This window comes from Streptomyces sp. GbtcB7, assembly GCF_019091445.1.
GTDB classification, from domain to species: domain Bacteria; phylum Actinomycetota; class Actinomycetes; order Streptomycetales; family Streptomycetaceae; genus Streptomyces; species Streptomyces mirabilis.
Genome location: NZ_JAGXJM010000052.1, coordinates 45655 through 63213, shown reverse-complemented (window position 1 = coordinate 63213; position 17559 = coordinate 45655). Strand labels below are relative to the sequence as shown.

Sequence of the window (17559 nt, the reverse complement as noted above, 5' to 3'; positions counted from 1 at the left end):
AGGCCGCGAGCCTCTCCGGATCGTGGCAGTCAACGGCCAACTCGGTGAACCTACTTGTCATGACTCTCCCAGATAGTACGGATGGGGCTCAGAGTATGCCGCCCGTCCGACAGATCCGAGATCTTCCTGACTAGGGACATCAGACAGGCTTGACCCGGCATCAGATACGCGAGAAGCCCCTGGCAGGAACAGGTCTGCGAAGAACAGGTCCCGGGTACCGAGAGGCTTCACGCATTGACCAGTATCACCTAGATGATCAATTCCAAGGGGTCAGTGATCGTACGGAGTGAGCGAGCGGAGGGTGTCTTGTCCGGTGCGGTCGTTGTGCCAGATCGCGGCGGTGAGCGCGAGTATTCGCTGCGTGACGCGGGTGAGGACACCGCGGGGTGTGCGTCCCCGGTGTCGTTCGAGGTCGAGCTGCCCCTTGAAGGTCTCGTTGATCGACTCGATTACCTGCCGTAACGGCTTGAACAGGGATCCGCCGGGCCGCTGTGGTTCGCGCTTGCGGGTGGGGCGTAGCAACTCGATTCTCCTGGGCGAGTTCGCGTTCGAAGTCGCGGCCGAAGTAGTTCTTGTCTGCGATCAATGTCTGGCCGGGGCGGGCGGCGAGGAGGTGGGGTTCGTCCGCGAACAGGCCCTGCAGGGTTTCGCGTTCGTCGGCCTTGGCTCCGGTCAGGGCGAAGGCGACTGGCAGGCCCTGGAGGGTGCAGACCAGGTGCGGGCGCAGGCCCCAGAAAAAGCGGCTGTGGTTGGCGCAGTAGCCGTATTCGGCCTATCCGGCCAGGTCGGAGCGTTTGGCGGTCTCGCGGGAGCGGCCACATTCGAGCGGGGTGGAATCCACGACCCATACGTCGTCGCTCCACACCGAGGTGCTGGTGGCCAGTATCCGGGAGACCCTGCGCAGGAGTTCGGCGGCCCTGCGTAGCCGCTTGTTGTAGCCGGACTGCTGGGGCAGGTATGGGAAGAGGTGGCGCAGATGGGCGCGGGCGTGCCGCAGTCATCGGGCCTCGGAGGTAAAGCCGAGCATGGCCTGCATCATCGCCGGGGTGACCAGCTCGGCATCTGTGAGCTGCGGCGCGATCCCCACGGCCGGCCGCCACGGCGCCAGATCCGGACACTCCCTCAGCAGGTCGTCGGTCGTCGCATAGAGTGCCGTCGCGAGGGTGTCCAGGTTGTTCGTCACAAAACAATCCTGGACGCCCTCGTTCTCGTCTCCGCAGGCACCCTTGAAATTGATCATCTACTGAGTCCTACCACTCACCGGTACACCAGAAAGGATCGCGGCATGTCCAGCGACCGCCTCATGCGCATCCACAGCGCCGAGTTCCAGGCCATGGCCGAGAGGGTCCTGCGGGTCACCGAGCTCACCTCCCGCCTGAACGTCCTGCCTTTCGAGGACGAAGCGGGCAAGGCTGAACTGTTCGAACAGATCCTCGGCAAGTCACTGCCACCGAGAGTCACGATCTATCCGCCCTTCTACACGGACCACGGCCTCCACCTCGACCTCGCCGAGCGCGTGTTCATCAACCAGAACTGCACGTTCCTGGACTACGCCGGCATCCGGCTCGGCGAGCGCGTGATGATCGGCCCGAAGGTCACGTTCATCACCAGCGGCCACCCGGTTGATCCCGAGGAGCGGCGGCTGTACCTCACCGGCGCACCCATCGACGTCGCGGAGAACGTGTGGATCGGTGCCGGTGCCACAATCCTGCCCGGCGTCAGCATTGGCCGTGATGCCGTGGTCGCCGCTGGCGCGGTCGTGGCCGATGACGTTCCGCCGGCAAGCCTGGTGACCAGTAGTAAGGCATCCGTGCACCGACGGTGGTGACGACCTCTCCGGGGCCAGGCCGAGCCCCGGCTACGGCAGCATCAGCCCCAATGGAAGCCTGGCGCCCCGCCCCGAGGCAACTGGATCCAGTCCAGCGGGCAAGACGCCCTGCGCTCGCTCAACCCAGACGATCACTGACCCCTTGGAATTGATCATCTAGGGGGACCGTGTCGCTGTGGGTGAGCAGCGGCGCGGCCTCACACATCGACGAGTGTGAAGCGCTGAGAGTCAGACCCGTCGCAAGCATCGCCCTCGATCCTGGCACCGTCGCTGACGCCCGTCACGGTCCAGCAGAGCCCCATGGACAACGACCTGAACCCGATGCCCGGCCGACCGTACTCGGCGAAGTACGTGAAGCGCTGATGAAAGGAACCCTCCCTGCACTCCTGCTGAATGATCGGCCAAGTGATCCCGTTACCCCCGGATGCGCCGTAGATAGTCAGGCACTTGTCCGCGAACGTCCTGATCTCGTGGGTCGGGTTCGCGACGCCATCGTTCATGCTCTTGAAGCGCTGGGCGGGAAGATTCTGGCACCGGTTCTGTTCAAGCGAAGCGCCGTCGCTGGTGCTCTGGTTCCTGATGGTCAGGCACTTGCCCGTGGACGTCTTGATCTGAACGAGGTGGTAAGCCGGGGACGCCTGCGCGGGCTGCGCTACTCCGATCATGGAGGCAAGGACGGCCGCTGCGCTGGCTACAGCTGCTGTCGGCCGTCGCAGGAACCTCATCATGGTGCCGATCACGTGGCCTCTTCTCCTTCGTGGGACGCGCCAGCTCGCAACGCTCGCCGCTGGTCAGCACCGCTCAGGCTTCCCTGTCGATGGCATGAGGAAAGGGCAGACCAACCGGTGTGGCCGATACCCAGCGCACCTGCCACCCCTGCGGGTGAACTGGACTGATCGGTTCCGGCCACGCGCCCACACATCAAGGAGACACGCCCTAGGCGCCCCGCTGCCCCCGCCCCGGCATCTTCGCCGCCGTCTTCTTCTTCGCCGTCTTCTTCTTCGCCGTCTTCTTCTTCGCCGTCTTCTTCTTCGCCGTCTTCTTCTTCGCCGTCTTCTTGGCGGGCGCCTTCGTCGCCGTCTTCCTGGTCGTGGCCGTCTTCTTCGGCATCTCGTGGACCTCGGCATCGCCGGCGTCCTCGCCGCGTACGGCCTGAGCCTTGCGGACGCTCTCCTGCAGGGCGGCCATCAGGTCGACGACCTTGCCGCCCGGCTCCTCGGCCTCGGTGCTCGGCTTGGGCGGCTGTCGGCCCTCGGCCTTCGCCTCGATGACCGCCTCGAGTGCCTTCCGGTACTCGTCCCGCTAGCCGGAGATGTCGTCCGTCGTCATCGAGTCGACCAGCAGCAGGGCCTCGTCGATCTCGGAGTCCGTGACCTTGGCTTCCTTCGGCGCGAGCTCGGAGGGGTCGCGCACTCGTCCCACTTGAGTACGTGCGCGACCAGTGCCCCGTCCCTCACCCGCAGCAGCACTAGGCGCTCCCGCCCGTGCCACGCCAGCTTCGCGACGGCCACCTTCGTGTTGCGAGTCAGCGCCCGGGCGATCAACACGTAGGGCTTCGCCGCGACGGGGCCGTCGTACTGCAGGAAGTAGCTGTCGCCGCTCAACCGCCCGGGTCGATCGACGCGGCCGGCACGAACGCGACGATCTCGATCGCCTTCGCGGTCGGCAGCGGCATCTGCTCCAGCTCTTCGTCCGTGATGGCGACCAGCGTGTCCTTGGAGACCTCGAACCCCTTGTCGATCTCCCCCGCGGACACCGCGCGGTCCTCCGCCTCGCAGAACTTGCGCACCCGCACCCGGCCCAGGTCCTCCGTATGGATCTGATGGAAACGGACCGAACGGTCCTCGGTGGCGCTCATCAGCTTCACCGGAATGGTCACCAGGCCAAAGGAAATGGCGCCGCTCCACAGCGGTCAGGGCATCACAGACCTCCACGACAACCCCGAGCCCCACCAGCCTAGGAGCCTCCGACACGGCCCGCTTCCCGACGACGCCGCCGCGCGCCGCCACTGACATCGCCGCAGGCTGGACGGGTGGACTGGCCCGTCTCTGTCGCCCTGGCCCAGTCCGTACTGGAGCTTCGAGGTGAAAGTGGACGGCCACCGAATGATCACGTGGCGGACCGGCGACGGGGTCCGGCTGCAGGCCCGCTCCGGACGCGACGTCACCGCCGCATGGGGCGACCTCGCCCTCGCCGGCCTGCATCTCCCAGCGGGGACGGTTCTGGACGGCGAGGCCGTCATCACCACCGAGGACGGACGGATCAGCTTCGAGGCCGCCCAGGCCCGAGCCGCCTCCTCCCCCACCCGCGCCCGCCGCCTCGCCGTCCAGCGTCCCGCGCACTACATCGCCTTCGACGCCCTGCAACTCCCGTCGCCGACCGGGGGCATACGAGCACGGCCGTACAACGAGCGCCGCGCAGCCCTCCTCAACCTCCTGGCAGAACTGCCCGCGCCCACCCCGATCCAGGGCGTCGAAGGCATCGTGGCGAAACGTGTTAGCTCTCCCTACCGGGCCGGCCGCACCGGGGGATGGCAGAAGATCCGGCATGCCGAGACTGTCGATGCCGATGTGGTCGGCTACACCGGGCCGAAGACCCGGCCCCGCGCGCTCGCGGTACGTCTTGCGAACGGACGTACCGCACTCACGCAGCCGTTGTCCGCGCCGCTCGCTGCGCAGATTGCGCAGATCCTGATTGCGGCCGGTCGAGTAGAACAGGGCCGCACAGACACCGGTGAGACCTACACCAGGATTCCATCCGGCCTCGCCGTCGTGGAAGTCCTCGCGGGCACCACCCGCCACGCCGTCGTGACCCCGCTACGCCTGCGATGAGCGCCAATGAGGTCCAGCCATCGCGTTGCTCACGGCGGGCGGGAATGCGGCGCGAGCTGCTTCAGGTGGCGGTGCGCAGCGCGATCCACAGAACGCGGGCCTGCGGCTCGGTGAGCCCACAGTCGCCCTCGATCGCGAGGAGCACGGGCGTCGAGAACTCCATGATCTTGGAAGGACATGTCATCCACCTGCGGCGTCCTCGGCCTCCCAGCGCAACAGGTCGCCCGGCTGGCACTCGAGCACCTCGCAAAGCGCGGCGAGCGTCGCGAAGCGCACCGCCTTGGCGCGGCCGTTCTTGAGTACCGCCAGGTTGGCGGGCGTGATCCCCACGCGGTCCGCGAGCTCGCCCACGGACATCTTCCGCCTGGCCAGCATCACGTCGATGTCGACGGCGATCGGCATCAGATCACCTCGTCCAACTCGGCCTGCATCTGCGCCGCTTCGCCGTCGCGCGCGACGGCCTGGACGAGCAGCATCCGCAGCACGAGCACGATGAGCGCGACCCCCAGGATGGCCACGCCAACCCCGCCCATGATGACGGTGACGCCCGGGTCGTCCCGCTGGCCCGTCGCATTGACGGCCGTGACCGCGAACCACACGAGGGCAGCCGCCACGATCGCGCCGATCACGCCGTCCACGTACCGGAAGGCGGCGTGGGAGAACACGGTTCCGCGTCGCACCATCGTCACCAGCCGCCATACGCAGACCAGGGCGACCTGGACCGACACCATGCCCAGGATCGTGATCACGCGCAGCGCGGTCAGCGGGAGCGACCCGTCCTCCGGGTCGCTCCCGCTCACCAACGCCCACACCATCCCTGCCTCTACGAACACGGTGCCGGCGAACACCACCACGAGCACGGCGCGCAGCGCACGCACTGTCAGCTTTCCCACGGCCCATCCTTCCATCGAATGACGATGGGAATCTATCGAGATTCGATAGGTGAAACAAGGGCTGGGTCGGAGAGTGGCGGCAGGTTCGCACGGTGGCGGGACGCCGCCGTCTCTCATGGCGTGGCGGTTGCGTGAACCGTCTTGATCTTGTCGAAGTCCCCTGCGTGTCAACCATCAAGATCAGGTGTCACCTATCTCGACAAGTCGCGGCAGCTCCGGTGGTCGACTCGGGGCCTTCGCCAGCCAGCGTGAACATCCGCCACCTGCCGCGAACAGTCACAAACACCCGACCACAACAGCCGGGGCGATCCGTTCGCTTGTTCGAACACTTGCGCGATTATGAGTCATGGTGGATACCTGGAGAGGTCACAGGTCAGGAGAGGGACACGCGGAGACAGGAGGTGCGGAGCCGTGGATTTACTCATCTGCACGTCGCCTCCGGCTACTCCGCCCACTACGGCGCCGCCCTCCCCCATGTCCTCGTCCAGCGCGCCGTCGAGCGCGGGATGACGACGCTCGCCCTGACCGACCGGGACACCGTCGCGGGCACGGTCCGCTTCGCCAAGGCCGCAGCCGCCGCGGGCCTGCGGCCCCGCTTCGGCGTGGACGTCGCCGTGGCCCCGATCGCGCCGCCCACCCCGTCAGGCGACCGGTCCCGGACGCCGGTCCGCGTCGGCGCGCACGTGGTGGAGCCGCCGCTGAGGATCACCCTGCTCGCGCAGAACGCGGCCGGCTGGGCATGGCTGTGTCACTTCTCGTGGATGTCGTTTCGACACGAGTTCGGAAGTCACTCACGGCGCTTCTGCTTGATCAATGTTGATGAGAATTGATGTCGCATAGAGCGCGACATGACCCGCACTGTTGCCGTGTTCCCCCTTGTGAGGGCCTCTGCGAGGCCATGAGGCGCCTGGCGGAGCGTGCGCCGAGCGCAGGTGATGAGTACGTCCCAAGGAGAGTGACTGGGGGCGTGTGGAGGCTGTTTCGTGTGATGGGAGGCCAGCTGACGGGTGCTCTCTCTTTCATATTCATGCTGCTGGCGCTGGAGAACAACACTGCAATTTTTGCGTCGCGACCACGACCATATGGGCATGACCTTCGCATTCTCGGATGCCGAGACTTTCCGTGCCCTCGAAGAGCGACTTGCGCACGTGCGCTGGATCGTCGGCGGCACGGGTGCCGGCAAGAGCATGCTGACCCAGTTACTGGCCGACCGGTATGGCGTTGCGGTCTACCGAGGCGATCATGCAGAACGCGGCTGGCTCGACCGGTGCACTCCGCAACGCCACCCGCACCTTGCCGCCCTGCGGAACCTGCCGCCCGGAGCCATGTGGCACGACCGCACCCCGCACCAGGTGTTCCAGGCAATGCCGAGCCTGCACGGCGAAACCGTCGGCTTCGTCGTCGACGTTCTCCTCGCCCTGTCTGACGACCGCATCATCCTGGTCGATTACTTCGGGATCCTGCCTCGTCACCTGGCGCCGCTGCTGCGCCAACCGGACCAGGCCGCCTTCCTCCTTCCCACTCCCGCATTCAGGAAGAACGCACTTGCCAACCGCTATGCGGATCCCACTCGCACTCGGGCCAACTGGGGCAGCGAGGATCCGACGGACACCTTCACCAAACGCCTGGCCCGCGACGCTCTCTGGGACGAGGAAGTCCGCAGGCAGGCCCCACTCCACGGTCTCGACACAACCGTGATCGACGGGACAGCCTCTGCGTCCGAGCTGGCGGACCGTATCGCCACTCGCTTCGGGCTGGGACCTGGGCAGCGAGCCTCTTCCAGCTGAAGCCTTCCACGACACAGGGTTCAACCGGCGGCGGCCTGCTGGACCTGAGCTTTGGTATGGGCAAGGCGATAAGACTCCGTGCCGGTCTGGATGATCGCGCCGTTGAACGTCAGCCGGTCGACGATGGCCGCGCAGAGCCGCGGATCGGTGAAAGTCTTCGTCCACCCGCTGAAACTTTCGTTCGAAGCGATGGCGACGCTGTTCTTTCTCCTCGCGTTCCGTCAGAACCTGAAACAGCAGCTCAGCGCCCCTGGAAGGTGACCGTGCCGCCGGTCTCCTCCTGCGGCTGGACGGGACGGGCCGGGGCGGCCTTCGCGAGCTCGGTGAAGGTCTCGCCCTCGGCGGCCTTGCGGGCCTCCAGCGCGACCGCGTCCGCTGTCAGGGCGCCGACCCGGTGGGCCGCGGCTAGGGCCTGTCCGGCGGATCTTGTGACCGTCTCGGTCTCGGTTCGTTGACATGGTCATGGGGCGGGGAGATCTCACAAACGAAGAGTGGGCCCGACTGAAGCCGCAATCGCCGAAGTCCGGGCAGCGCGACGGTCGTTGGGAGAGCCATCGCAGGGTGGTCAACGGGATTCTGTTCCGGCAGCGCACCGGGGTGCCGTGGCGGGATCGCCTGCGCGTTTCGGCAGGTGGAAGACGGTGTACGAGAGGCACCGGCGCTGGTCGGCGGACGACACATGGGACAGGATCTTCGCGGCCGTCTTGGCCGACGCCGACACGGAAGGCCGCATCGACTGGTCGATGGTGAGCGTGGACTCCACCACTTGCCGGGCCCACCAGCACGCCGCCGGAGCGCGCAGGACACCGCCGCGGCTGCCGGGAAAAGACGCACGCCCCGGCAGCACCGCCCCGACGAAAAGCTCGGGACGCTCCCGGGGCGGCCTGACCTGCAAAATCCATCTCGCCGGTGAGGGCGGACGCCGCCCACTGGCCCTGTTGATCACTCCGGGCCAGTGGGGCGGCGACGCCCCGCAGCTCATCCCGGTCATGGAACGCATCCGCGTCGACCGACCGGGCGGCGGGCACCCGCGCACCCGGCCAGACCACCTCGGCGGCGACAAGGCGTACTCCTCCCGCCGCAACCGCCGCTACCTGCGACGACGCCAGATCAAGCACACCGTCCCCGAGCCGAAGAATCAGCGGGCCAACCGCAAGGATTATCTAGGGCTGTCAAACGAACGCGCTGGTAGTCGGCCTACACGCCTGTTAGGCACATGAGGCATGTTTGAGCATGATCTGTCATTGGGCCACCCAGTCTGACGACAGTCCCCGCCTGCCGTCCGCGGCCGAGTCACCACTGTCGATCAGCTGGGACGGACAGGCATAGGCGTCACCGAACTTCAGTTCAACAGTCCCGCCACCGTGGTCACCAAGACCGCGATCAGCGAGAGGGTGGCTCCGAACGCGATGCCCGCCCGGATGAGAGCAGCAGCTGGCGTCGCACCGTCCGCACGCGCGAGAAGGGCGGCCACCGCGCCGGTCAGGGCGGAGACGATCAGGGACACGGTCACGGCCAGGATTGTCATGGTGGCCAGCAACGCAAGGGACATCGAGAACTCCTTCGTCAGTGCGACTCTGCCTCGCACCAGACCTTGCCGATGTCCGTGTTCGCCGCGGTTCGGGTGGACGAGAATGAACAGCACCGAACGGTGTGGGAGCGCTAACGGGCGGGGAGTTGACGTGGAGAGCGACGAGGCATCCTCTCGGAACCTGGCGAAGCTGCGGGAGCGGCTGCAGGATCTGCGCGGGCGATCCGGGCTGTCGATGCAGCAACTTCGCCTGCGTGCTGGGCTCGGGCGCACCACGCTCAGCCAAGCCCTGAACCACGGACCCACGCACCCGTCGTGGGGCACGGTCGCCGCGATCGCGAAGGCCTTCGGTGTCGGTCCCAAAGTCCTCGATGAGCTGCACGATCTTTGGAAAGACTCCCGGCCTCCACAGCCTCCCTCTGTGGTTGCCGTGGACCGGACCGGGGCGGACGTCCACCAACAGCTCATTGCCAATGTCGGCGCTCAGGCTCTCGAAGTGCACCGTGCCGTGCTGGCGGTCCCCGACCCCGGTGGTTATCCATTCCTCACGCCCTACATGCCCAGACGGCACGACGACGAGATCCGCACGCATCTGGCACCGGCCCTGTCGGGCGGAGAATCGGTGCTCGTGATGCTCACGGGGGACTCGGCCACCGGAAAGACCCGCGCGCTGTTCGAAGCTCTGGCCGATCTCGCGCCTCACCGGCGGCTCCTGCGCCCGTCGGGCTCCAGTGACCTTCTGCAACTCCTGCTACGGGCGCTGTTCGATCCCGGCACAGTCCTCTGGCTCAACGAGGCCCAGCGCTTCTTCTACGGCCACGATGCGGAGCAGGCAGCGGCCGAGCTGCGGCAGCGGCTGGTCACGACCCCCGGCCTCGTGGCAGTGGGAACCCTCTGGACCGATCCCTACTGGGAGGAGCTGGCACGACCCGGTCGCACAGGGGATCCGCATGGGCAGGTCCGCGGGCTGCTGGACTGTTCCGCGGCGCGCAGGGTCATGGTGCCCGACCACTTCTCCGATGCCGAACTGATTCAGTGGCACACTATGGCGCAGGCGGCAGAAGTGGACGGTGATCGTCGACTTGCTGACGCGCTAAGGGCGGGAGCCGCTGATGGCCTCGTCGTGCAGCACCTCAGCGGAGGGCCCGCACTCCTCGCCGCCTACCAAAGCGGTCCAGGCAGCCACTTCAGCCATGTGGAACACGCAGTAGTGACCGCGGCTCTCGACGCGAGACACCTCGGCCACCGCAGTCCGCTGCCCGCCGGGTTACTCGCAGACGCTGCCGCCGGCGCGTTGCACCCGCGTCGGCGTCCGAGCGATGAGGCCTGGGCTGACGGCGTTTTGAAGGCCCTGAACACCGGGGAACGCGACGACGGACGGCGCACTGACATACGGCATACGCTGACGGCGATGCACAGACCGCTCACCCGGTCCGGCGAGGCCCTGTATGAACCGGCCGACTATCTCGTTCAGCATGTCCGCCCTCAGCACAAGGACCGGGCTGGGACGCCCTCTGTGTGGCACGCCCTGCTCGCTCACACGAGAGATGCGGACGACCTCGTAGAGCTTGCCACGACAGCGCGCGACCACGGATATCTGACACAGGCGGTACGCCTATGGCACAAGGCCGTGCTCGTCGGTCACCCGACCTGCGCCCACGCCCTAGCCGAGCTTCTCGACGACGACAAGGACCCTCAGGCGCACGGCAGCGTGTGGGCCGCCCGCCATACTCCTCTGCACGACCCGGACGGTGTACGGCTTCTCGTCGAGGTACTGGCCGAAACAGGCCGACACACGGCGATGACCGCACTGATACGGCGCATGCCGGAGAACCATGTCGACTGTGATGACGCGGAGTCGGTCGCCCATCTCCTTATACGGCTACGCGCAGCTGGACAGGACGTTGCCGCGGCCCGGCTGGCAGCCCGTGCGGCGAAGGTCGGGGACGCGACCGACGCCGGTGCCAGTGTCGATCTGCTGGAAACCTTGCGGACTTTGGGCCTCGACGAGGCGTACCACGTGATTGCTGGCCGCACCGCTCGCGAGGCCGACACCTCGGACATGGCGTTCACGCCGGCCCTGCTTTCGGAACTGAACGCCTACAACCCAACTGCCGCCAGTATCTTGGCGGTCCGGGCGGCAGCGTCGATCGACATCGGCGACACCACCGACGTGTGGCTGCTCCTCGACGCGTTGCGGGAGGAGGGTCTGCATGAGGCGATCACCGTCCTGCTGCGTCGCCAGCCGGAGAAGCACGTCGACCTTTATGACCCAGAAGCCGTAGCTTGGCTTGTCAATGTCCTCGACCAACTTGATCAGACGGAAGCCGTGCACACCCTCTTCGACCGAGGCGCCACCACCTTCGCGGACATCTCGGATCCGGACGCCGTGTCGTTGTTGCTGCGCACATTGCTGGCCCACCAACGGGACGCGGAGTTCACCGCCCTGGCCACGCGAGCTGCGGAGGAAACTGACATCTCGGATCCCGCGCCTCTCGCTGAGCTGATCGAGTTCCTCCATCAATTCGATATGGAAGCCGAGATCACTACCTTGCTTGACCGGGACGTGGCTGCCCGTACAGACGTGCGTGACCCCGAAAGCGTGGGGCAGCTGATCACCCTCCTCGACGAGATGGGGATGGATGAGGCCGTGGCGCTGCTTGCGCACCGTGCCGCGTCGGACACTGATGTCACCGATCCGGACGGCGCCGCCTGGCTGTTGGAAAGCCTCGAAGAGGTTGGGCAGGTCGAGGCCGCCCGACAGGTGTTCAGCCGGATACCAGCCCGGGACGTCGATGAAGCGCCTGTCACCGCACCTGTCGGCCGGTGGGGCTTCGATCTCGACGGCACACCCGCCGGCCGTTGGACCTGGGACACCCTGGGCTTGTCGTAGGGGTTGCGAGAGTTCTGCGAGAGGTCCGGAGTCGATCACGTTTCCGCAGGTCGTCATTCGCAGAAGTCGGGGTGTAGGTAAGAACCGTGTCACCAGCCGCAAACGGCAGGATGCACCCCATGAACACCACAGCGGCCACCATCTTCACCGCCATAGCGGGCGGACTATTCGCCCTCGCGGTGGCCTACATCGGATACAGGACTGGACGCCGGCAAACCGCCGACCAGGCGACCGTCGAACACGGCCAGTGGCTACGCGGGCAACGCCAGCAGGCATACCTGGCGTTCGTAGACACGTGGGACACATGGGTGGAGAGCCTGCAGGGGGTACAGCAGTCATGGGAGTCGCGGGCACATGAGTACCAGCAAGACGACCGCCTTGAAGGCCCGGCGGAGGCGGCAAGCCGTGTGCTGGGAGAAGCATGGCGCGCGGTCCGTAGGGATCTCGAACGCGTGGAGCTCTTGGGCCCACAGCGGATCGACTTCGCGGTACGGGCCATGGAGGATGCCTTCGTCGGAATGCGGGACGTGATCACGGCTCAAGGACAGGTCGGCGCGACCTGTCCGCACTGGGATGAGTGGAACCCAGCGCTGGTCCTGGCGAACACTGCGCGGTTCAACTTCCATGCGGCAGCAATCCGAACGCTGCGGCAGCCGCCGAGCCCGGAGGGAGAGAGCGAGGGGCTGGAGGAGTAGTCGCCACCGTGTGCGGCTGGTGACACGGTTCTTACCGGCACCCCGTTTCGGCATCCATCTCATCCGCCCGCGCCGCCGCGAGTTCGGCGAGGAGGGGCGGCAAGTCTGGGCCGTCGACGGCGGCCAAGTCGAAGGGCGCGGGCTTCGCGCCCCGGCGGGCCGGCCCGGTCGGGGCCGTCTCGCCGCGCAGCATCCACCCCAGGTAGTGAGCGAGATCCGGTAGATCGGCTCGGAGGACTGCGCGATGCCCGCGCCGGTGAGGTATCGCTCGACCGCCGCGGCGTACGTCGGCGGGGCCGGCGAGAAGGGTATTACCCGTCCTGCCCTGGGGAGAGCGGCCGACGTGACTGTCGTGCTGCCGACGCTCATGCGCTGTTCTTCTTCGCGTACGGATGGTCCGGCGGGAGGGTGTTCCCGAGCCCGTCGCTGGTCGCGTACGCCCACTCGTAGTGGGGCAGGGGCTTGTGGCCGAAGTGAGCAACCTTGGAGAACCCCCACTCGCCGAATGCCCAGTAGAAGAGGTTGCGGAGATTGTGCGGGCTGTATTCCGCGTCCGGGAACAGCTTGAGCCCTGTACCGCCCATCCCGTCGAGCCAATTCTTCGCCAGCAGACTTTTGATCAGGTCCCGATAGGGCGCGGCGTGTTCGCTGCCGGCGATGAGCGCGGTGGTAGCTGCAGTGACCAGGTCGGCCAGTTGCAGCAAGGCGAGGTGGTCCGACCGGGCGGTCAGCACGGGCAGAACGATCCGGTTGGGGTCGGGGGCGATGTACTGGGTGCCGTTCTCCGTGAGGGCCAGGGCTTGGCCCAGCCACCGCTTCTCGTCTGTTCGGTCGCCGGGCGGCTGGTCGGCGATGAGGATGCCGCTAGGGCCCGTGTTGTCGAGGACCATGGACACGCGCTCGTAGAGATACTTCAGCATCTCTAGCTGGATCTTCCCCTTGTCCCAGGAGTTCGGCATCCGCTCCGTCGCGCAGATGACGACAACCGCCGAGATGCCGAGGTCCTGGGCGTCTTGCAGCATCTGCGGACGGGCCTCGCGGAGCGCGTCCCAGTTCTTGTGCAGCGACCCGCCGCCGGGGTTCCACTTGAACTCCGTCTTGGGCGGCAGACCCAGGCGGGTACGGAGAGCGGCGAGGCGCTCGGCGTAGGGCACGAGCGACTCCTCGGGAACGATCACCGCTCCGTAGGCGTGCAGCGGACCGAGTTGAGCCCGGGGGACGTCGCCCGGCGCCGTGCGTGCGCTGTCGTCGATGAACACAAACCGCGCCGGCCCGCCTCCCTGTCGCGGTAAATGCGTACACCTCGCTACCTCGCCGGGAGGGTCCGACCGCAGGTCGCCGTGATCACGATAGAGGCCCCGCCGCAGTAAATCCGGCATTTACTGCGGCAGTTGCGAACGCGTCTCCGCGGTCGAGCATCCGCCCGAATGTGGTTCTGCTATGGGAACTTGAGGGGAGGGGACTGTGAGTGCCCGACGCGGACCACGCCTGGCGCCAGGCTATTTGCCTGGGTCATGCCCGCAGATCTTCCGTCACGGGCAGGCACTCGGCGAGCAGGTCGACGACGTCGCGCCAGGCTCGCTGCGCGTGCTGTGGGTGGTAGCCGACGCCGGGGACCGTGGGGTGGTCGACCGGCGGATGGTGGAAGGCGTGCAAGGCGCCGCCGTAGACCGCGAGGCGCCAATCGACGCCTGCGGCCTGCATCTCGGCGGTGAACGCGTTCCGTTGTGCGGGCGGCATGATCGGGTCTTCCGACCCGACGCCGGCCCACACCGGGCAGCGAATGCGCGCTGCCTCGCCCGGTCGGCCCGTGGTCAGTGCGTTGACTGTCCCGATCGCGCGCAGGTTGACGCCGTCGCGCCCGAGTTCCAGCCCGACGGCGCCTCCGGTGCCGTAGCCGATGGCGGCGATCCGGTCGGGTTCGGCCCGCGATTCGGTGCGCAACACGTCGAGCGCTGCATGGCCGATGCCCCGCATCCGGTCGGGATCAGCGAGCAGCGGCAGGCAACGGGCCACCATCTCCTCGGGGTCGCCCAAATAGCGCCCGCCGTGAAGGTCGAAGGCCAGCGCTACGTATCCCAGCTCGGCGAGAGCATCGGCCCGGCGGCGCTCGACGTCGCTGAGCCCCATGCCCTCTGGTCCGAGCAGCACCGCGGGCCGGCGGTCGACACCGGCCGGGAGCGCGAGGTGCCCGATCATCGTCAGACCGTCGGCCGGATACTCGACCGTACGCGTCGTAATCGTCGTCATGAGACTGGACTGTAGTGATCGTCGAGCCCGGTCCGGCCGGTGTTCTGCCGCTGGCAGAGCAGTGCGCGTGTCCCTCTGAAATACGGGGGCCGAGCGCTCAGGGCTTCAAGATCATCTCGTTGCCCCTTTGGCGCGTACCTCGGTCACACCCCAGCGTGGTTCAGAGCAGGATCGGCTTTGGCATCAGCGCGGGTCGCGTGATCCATTGCGCGCCCAGACCCGGATTTGCGCGTCGAGTGCGCATCCTCAGCCGACTGCGTATCCGGTGGGAAATCCGCGCCGCCATCCACCAGGCCTTCCTCACCCTCGGCTGCGCAATCATCTGCTGGCGAGGCCTCAAAAAACAGTGCTGATCTGAGCCCTCAGCCCGAACCGCCGACCAGTGCCTCGCCGAGCGGGGTGCGCCGGTAGAGCACCGACCGTCCGGACCGGGCGCGGACGAGCAGCCCCGCGCCTCGCAGGATGGAGAGGTGGTCTCCTACCGCGCCGGGTGCCATGGCGAGGCTTCGGGCAAGGTGGCTGGTACTGGCCGGGGCGTCCAGCGCCAACAGCAGCCGGGCTCGGGCCCGGCCGACCAGAGCGGTCAGCGCGTCCGGTTGGGGGATGGTCTCCTGTTCGCCCCACAGGGCGGCGGTGCCGCGGGCACGGTAGACCAAGGTCCTGGGCCAGGGGTCTTCCAGGTGGGCGGCGATATGCCCGACGATGGCCGAAGGGATCAGCAGGAGCCCGTCGCCGGTGAGGCGGACTGTTCCGCCTCGGAAGAAGCCGATCTCGATACCGCCGGCGCGCCAGGCGATGCCCGGGTGCAGGCTCTCGATGGTCGTGGCCCATCCGTGTTCGCCGATCACACCCACCCGGTGCACGACATCGCGCTCACAGATCGCGCGCAGTTGTGGCCAGTCCGCGGCGAGCAGCTCGTGCCAAGCCTGGTCCATCGCCTCGGCGATCCTGGAGACGGCGTCCGCCGAGTCCAGCACTGCGCGTACACGGGGATCGCGGGCGGACGGGCCGGTCGCGGTGGTGGCGAATTCGTGGCGGGCCGCTTCCAGCGGTGTGGCCCGGATCATGGCCAGGTCGTCTGCCCAGGTCTGGTTGAGGCCGCGCGGGGGCGGGGCGACGAAGTTCGGCCCGCCTTGCGGGGCCTGCAGAGCGAGGGCGGCGTCCAGTTCGGTCTCGCGGCGAAGCCGTTCAAAGGCCGGCATGAGCCGGGCGGCCCAGGCTCGCGGCAGCGGCTGGCCTTGTCCGGCGAGCGAGCGCAGCAGCAAGCAGAGGTCCAGTGCGGGCGACAGCGCGAAGCGGCTGCGCAGCAGGTCCTCGACGGAGACTTCGAAGCGCAGCACCCTGCCATGCTACCCGGGACGTCCGTTCCGATTCGTCCAGCGACGAATCATTGGTGAGTGGCGTGGGCGCACGGCGAGGCTGGGCGTCATGACCCCAACCGCCGAACCCGCGCAGGTCAACCACCGTGCCACCTACCGGGAGGTGCTGGCCGAGCCGCGATTCCGGCTGCTCTTCTCAACCCGCACCGTCGCGATCACTGCGGACGCGCTGCGGATCACCACGTTCTCGGTGCTGGTCTTCTCGGCCACCGGCTCCGCGCTGCTGAGCGCACTGGCCTTCGGCATCGGCTTCATCCCGCAGCTGTTCGGCTCGCTGCTGCTGGGCTCACTGGCCGACCAACTGCCGCCCCGCGCGCTCATTGCCGGCGGCTACGCCTTGACGTGCGCCGCCGCCCTGCTGATCGCCCTGGTGCGGATGCCGATCGCGGCAAGCCTCGGTGTCGTGGCGCTGGTCGCCCTCGCCACACCGGTGTTCAGCGGCGCGTCGAGTCGGCTGGTAGCACAGTGGCTGGAGGGCGACGCCTATGTCCTGGGCCGTTCACTGAATAACATCGCTGCCTCCGGCGCGCAATTGTTCGGTCTGGCGCTGGGAGGTGCGGCCGTCGCGGTACTCGGCCCGCACCGGGCGCTCGCGGTAAGCGCCGCCCTCTACCTCGGCTGCGCGCTCGCTATCCGCATCCGGCTACCCCGGCTGCAGCCGGGAGACTTCGGCAACACACCCGGCAGCGCTCGGGGCGATGGCGGGGCCGTCCGGGCAAGCCTGCACGGTGCCGGCCTGCCGCTGCGCGGAAACACGGTGCGACGACTGATGCTGGCCCAGTGGCTACCGCCCGCGTTCGTAGCGGGCGCGGAAGGCCTGATCGTCGCCTACGCGGGAGGACGCCACTTCGCGCCCGGCTGGTACGCGGTGCTGATGGGCTGTCTGCCGGTCGGCATGCTCGTCGGTGACCTGCTGGTGGGCCGACTACTACGGCCACCCACCCGGGAGCGACTGGTAGTCCCGTTGATCGCGCTGATGGGACTGCCGCTGGTCGGCTTCGCCGCCGAACCCGGAGTGGGCGTCTCGTCCTGTCTGCTGCTGCTCTGCGGCTTCGGATTCGCCTACGGTCTCGGCCTGCAACGGCCGTTCCTGGACGCCCTGCCGCAGGATGGCCAGGGCCAGGCCTTCGGCCTGCTCGGCTCCGGCAGCATGACGCTGCAGGGCGTCGGGCCGGTCTGCTTCGGCTCGGTGGCCGCAGGCATCGGAACAGGCGGCGCAATCGCCCTGGCAGGCGGCGCGGCGGCGCTGACCGCTGGCTGGATTCTCACCTGGCAGCCGCCCACATCCCCGGTCCCCGTCCCGAACTACTCGACGGGATCAGAGAACGGCGCCGAACAGCATGCGTGTCGTTCTCCTGCGCGGTAACCGTCGCAGGTCGGGTCGTCCACGAGCCGTCACGCAGCCCACCCCCACGTCTCTCTGACAGACAGCCATTCCCGATAGCTCATTGTGTTAGGAGTCCTTAGAGGGC

15 protein-coding genes and 4 pseudogenes are annotated in these 17559 nt (G+C 67.5%); 8 read left to right on the top strand and 11 right to left on the bottom strand.

The annotated features are described in order from the left end of the window. Positions 1–270 precede the first annotated feature (270 nt). Positions 271–1183 (bottom strand): annotated as a pseudogene (locus KVT44_RS49090) (IS982 family transposase). Between the two features lie 102 nt (positions 1184–1285). On the opposite strand from KVT44_RS49090, the gene KVT44_RS49085 reads away from it, so the two are divergent. Further along, positions 1286–1828 (top strand): DapH/DapD/GlmU-related protein, encoded by a 543-nt coding sequence (locus KVT44_RS49085; RefSeq protein ID WP_217574942.1) that lies wholly within the window; start codon positions 1286–1288, stop codon positions 1826–1828. A 197-nt stretch (positions 1829–2025) separates the two neighbouring features. Here KVT44_RS49085 and KVT44_RS49080 read toward each other — a convergent pair whose 3' ends face one another. Continuing rightward, complete coding sequence (locus KVT44_RS49080; RefSeq protein ID WP_217574940.1) at positions 2026–2568, bottom strand: RICIN domain-containing protein; 543 nt, start codon at positions 2566–2568, stop codon at positions 2026–2028. Between the two features lie 196 nt (positions 2569–2764). Beyond that, positions 2765–3686, bottom strand: a pseudogene (locus tag KVT44_RS49075) (Ku protein). 247 nt (positions 3687–3933) lie between these two features. On the opposite strand from KVT44_RS49075, the gene KVT44_RS49070 reads away from it, so the two are divergent. Next, positions 3934–4659 (top strand): DNA ligase, encoded by a 726-nt coding sequence (locus KVT44_RS49070; RefSeq protein ID WP_254650925.1) that lies wholly within the window; start codon positions 3934–3936, stop codon positions 4657–4659. A 61-nt stretch (positions 4660–4720) separates the two neighbouring features. On the opposite strand, the gene KVT44_RS60340 is transcribed toward KVT44_RS49070, so the two are convergent. From KVT44_RS60340 to KVT44_RS49060, 3 genes are read right to left on the bottom strand one after another with little or no spacing between them, the layout of a single operon-like run. After that, the gene (locus tag KVT44_RS60340; protein ID WP_268256125.1) at positions 4721–4843 is read right to left on the bottom strand and encodes a hypothetical protein; all 123 of its coding nucleotides are present in this window, start codon (positions 4841–4843) and stop codon (positions 4721–4723) included. After that, complete coding sequence (locus KVT44_RS49065) at positions 4840–5061, bottom strand: helix-turn-helix transcriptional regulator (RefSeq protein WP_030724363.1); 222 nt, start codon at positions 5059–5061, stop codon at positions 4840–4842. The genes KVT44_RS60340 and KVT44_RS49065 overlap by 4 nt, the downstream gene beginning before the upstream one ends. Beyond that, positions 5061–5552, bottom strand: a complete 492-nt coding sequence (locus KVT44_RS49060) for a DUF2975 domain-containing protein (RefSeq protein WP_217574938.1) — start codon at positions 5550–5552, stop codon at positions 5061–5063. The genes KVT44_RS49065 and KVT44_RS49060 overlap by 1 nt, the downstream gene beginning before the upstream one ends. Positions 5553–5953: 401 nt before the next feature. On the opposite strand from KVT44_RS49060, the gene KVT44_RS49055 reads away from it, so the two are divergent. Both KVT44_RS49055 and KVT44_RS49050 read left to right on the top strand, forming a co-directional pair. Then, positions 5954–6382, top strand: a complete 429-nt coding sequence (locus tag KVT44_RS49055) for a PHP domain-containing protein (RefSeq protein ID WP_217574936.1) — start codon at positions 5954–5956, stop codon at positions 6380–6382. Positions 6383–6640: 258 nt separating this feature from the next. Then, positions 6641–7339: a hypothetical protein gene (locus KVT44_RS49050; RefSeq protein WP_217574934.1), complete on the top strand. Its 699-nt coding sequence runs from the start codon at positions 6641–6643 to the stop codon at positions 7337–7339. 20 nt (positions 7340–7359) lie between these two features. Here the strand turns inward: KVT44_RS49050 and KVT44_RS49045 are convergent. Next, positions 7360–7591 (bottom strand): annotated as a pseudogene (locus KVT44_RS49045) (ATP-binding protein); the annotation flags it as partial. 210 nt (positions 7592–7801) lie between these two features. Between KVT44_RS49045 and KVT44_RS49040 the strand changes: the two are divergent. Further along, a pseudogene (locus KVT44_RS49040) lies at positions 7802–8496 on the top strand (IS5 family transposase); the annotation flags it as partial. A gap of 185 nt (positions 8497–8681) precedes the next feature. On the opposite strand, the gene KVT44_RS49035 reads toward KVT44_RS49040, so the two are convergent. After that, on the bottom strand, positions 8682–8891 hold the full coding sequence (locus KVT44_RS49035) for a hypothetical protein (protein ID WP_217574932.1): 210 nt from the start codon (positions 8889–8891) through the stop codon (positions 8682–8684). Between the two features lie 130 nt (positions 8892–9021). Between KVT44_RS49035 and KVT44_RS49030 the strand changes: the two genes are divergently transcribed. Together KVT44_RS49030 and KVT44_RS49025 are read left to right on the top strand one after the other, a co-directional pair. Continuing rightward, the gene (locus KVT44_RS49030) at positions 9022–11763 is read left to right on the top strand and encodes a helix-turn-helix transcriptional regulator (RefSeq protein WP_217574930.1); all 2742 of its coding nucleotides are present in this window, start codon (positions 9022–9024) and stop codon (positions 11761–11763) included. A 119-nt stretch (positions 11764–11882) separates the two neighbouring features. Next, on the top strand, positions 11883–12458 hold the full coding sequence (locus KVT44_RS49025; protein ID WP_217574928.1) for a hypothetical protein: 576 nt from the start codon (positions 11883–11885) through the stop codon (positions 12456–12458). Positions 12459–12823: 365 nt separating this feature from the next. Here KVT44_RS49025 and KVT44_RS49020 read toward each other — a convergent pair whose 3' ends face one another. The 3 genes from KVT44_RS49020 to KVT44_RS49010 all read right to left on the bottom strand — a co-directional run bounded on the left by KVT44_RS49020 (position 12824) and on the right by KVT44_RS49010 (position 16048). Further along, positions 12824–13717, bottom strand: coding sequence for a hypothetical protein (locus tag KVT44_RS49020; protein ID WP_217574926.1), 894 nt, complete (start codon positions 13715–13717; stop codon positions 12824–12826). A 253-nt stretch (positions 13718–13970) separates the two neighbouring features. Continuing rightward, the gene (locus KVT44_RS49015) at positions 13971–14708 is read right to left on the bottom strand and encodes a dienelactone hydrolase family protein (protein ID WP_217574924.1); all 738 of its coding nucleotides are present in this window, start codon (positions 14706–14708) and stop codon (positions 13971–13973) included. A 362-nt stretch (positions 14709–15070) separates the two neighbouring features. Next, positions 15071–16048, bottom strand: a complete 978-nt coding sequence (locus tag KVT44_RS49010) for a winged helix-turn-helix domain-containing protein (protein ID WP_217574922.1) — start codon at positions 16046–16048, stop codon at positions 15071–15073. 88 nt (positions 16049–16136) lie between these two features. On the opposite strand from KVT44_RS49010, the gene KVT44_RS49005 reads away from it, so the two are divergent. Further along, positions 16137–17453, top strand: coding sequence for an MFS transporter (locus KVT44_RS49005; protein ID WP_217574920.1), 1317 nt, complete (start codon positions 16137–16139; stop codon positions 17451–17453). The last annotated feature ends 106 nt before the right edge of the window (positions 17454–17559 follow it).

Coding starts and splice junctions, on each gene's coding strand:
- KVT44_RS49085 (WP_217574942.1), top strand. CDS start 1,286: ATGTCCAGCGACCGCCTCATGCGCATCCACAGCGCCGAGTTCCAGGCC.
- KVT44_RS49070 (WP_254650925.1), top strand. CDS start 3,934: ATGATCACGTGGCGGACCGGCGACGGGGTCCGGCTGCAGGCCCGCTCC.
- KVT44_RS60340 (WP_268256125.1), bottom strand. CDS start 4,843: ATGACATGTCCTTCCAAGATCATGGAGTTCTCGACGCCCGTGCTCCTC.
- KVT44_RS49065 (WP_030724363.1), bottom strand. CDS start 5,061: ATGCCGATCGCCGTCGACATCGACGTGATGCTGGCCAGGCGGAAGATG.
- KVT44_RS49050 (WP_217574934.1), top strand. CDS start 6,641: ATGACCTTCGCATTCTCGGATGCCGAGACTTTCCGTGCCCTCGAAGAG.
- KVT44_RS49035 (WP_217574932.1), bottom strand. CDS start 8,891: ATGTCCCTTGCGTTGCTGGCCACCATGACAATCCTGGCCGTGACCGTG.
- KVT44_RS49025 (WP_217574928.1), top strand. CDS start 11,883: ATGAACACCACAGCGGCCACCATCTTCACCGCCATAGCGGGCGGACTA.
- KVT44_RS49015 (WP_217574924.1), bottom strand. CDS start 14,708: ATGACGACGATTACGACGCGTACGGTCGAGTATCCGGCCGACGGTCTG.
- KVT44_RS49005 (WP_217574920.1), top strand. CDS start 16,137: ATGACCCCAACCGCCGAACCCGCGCAGGTCAACCACCGTGCCACCTAC.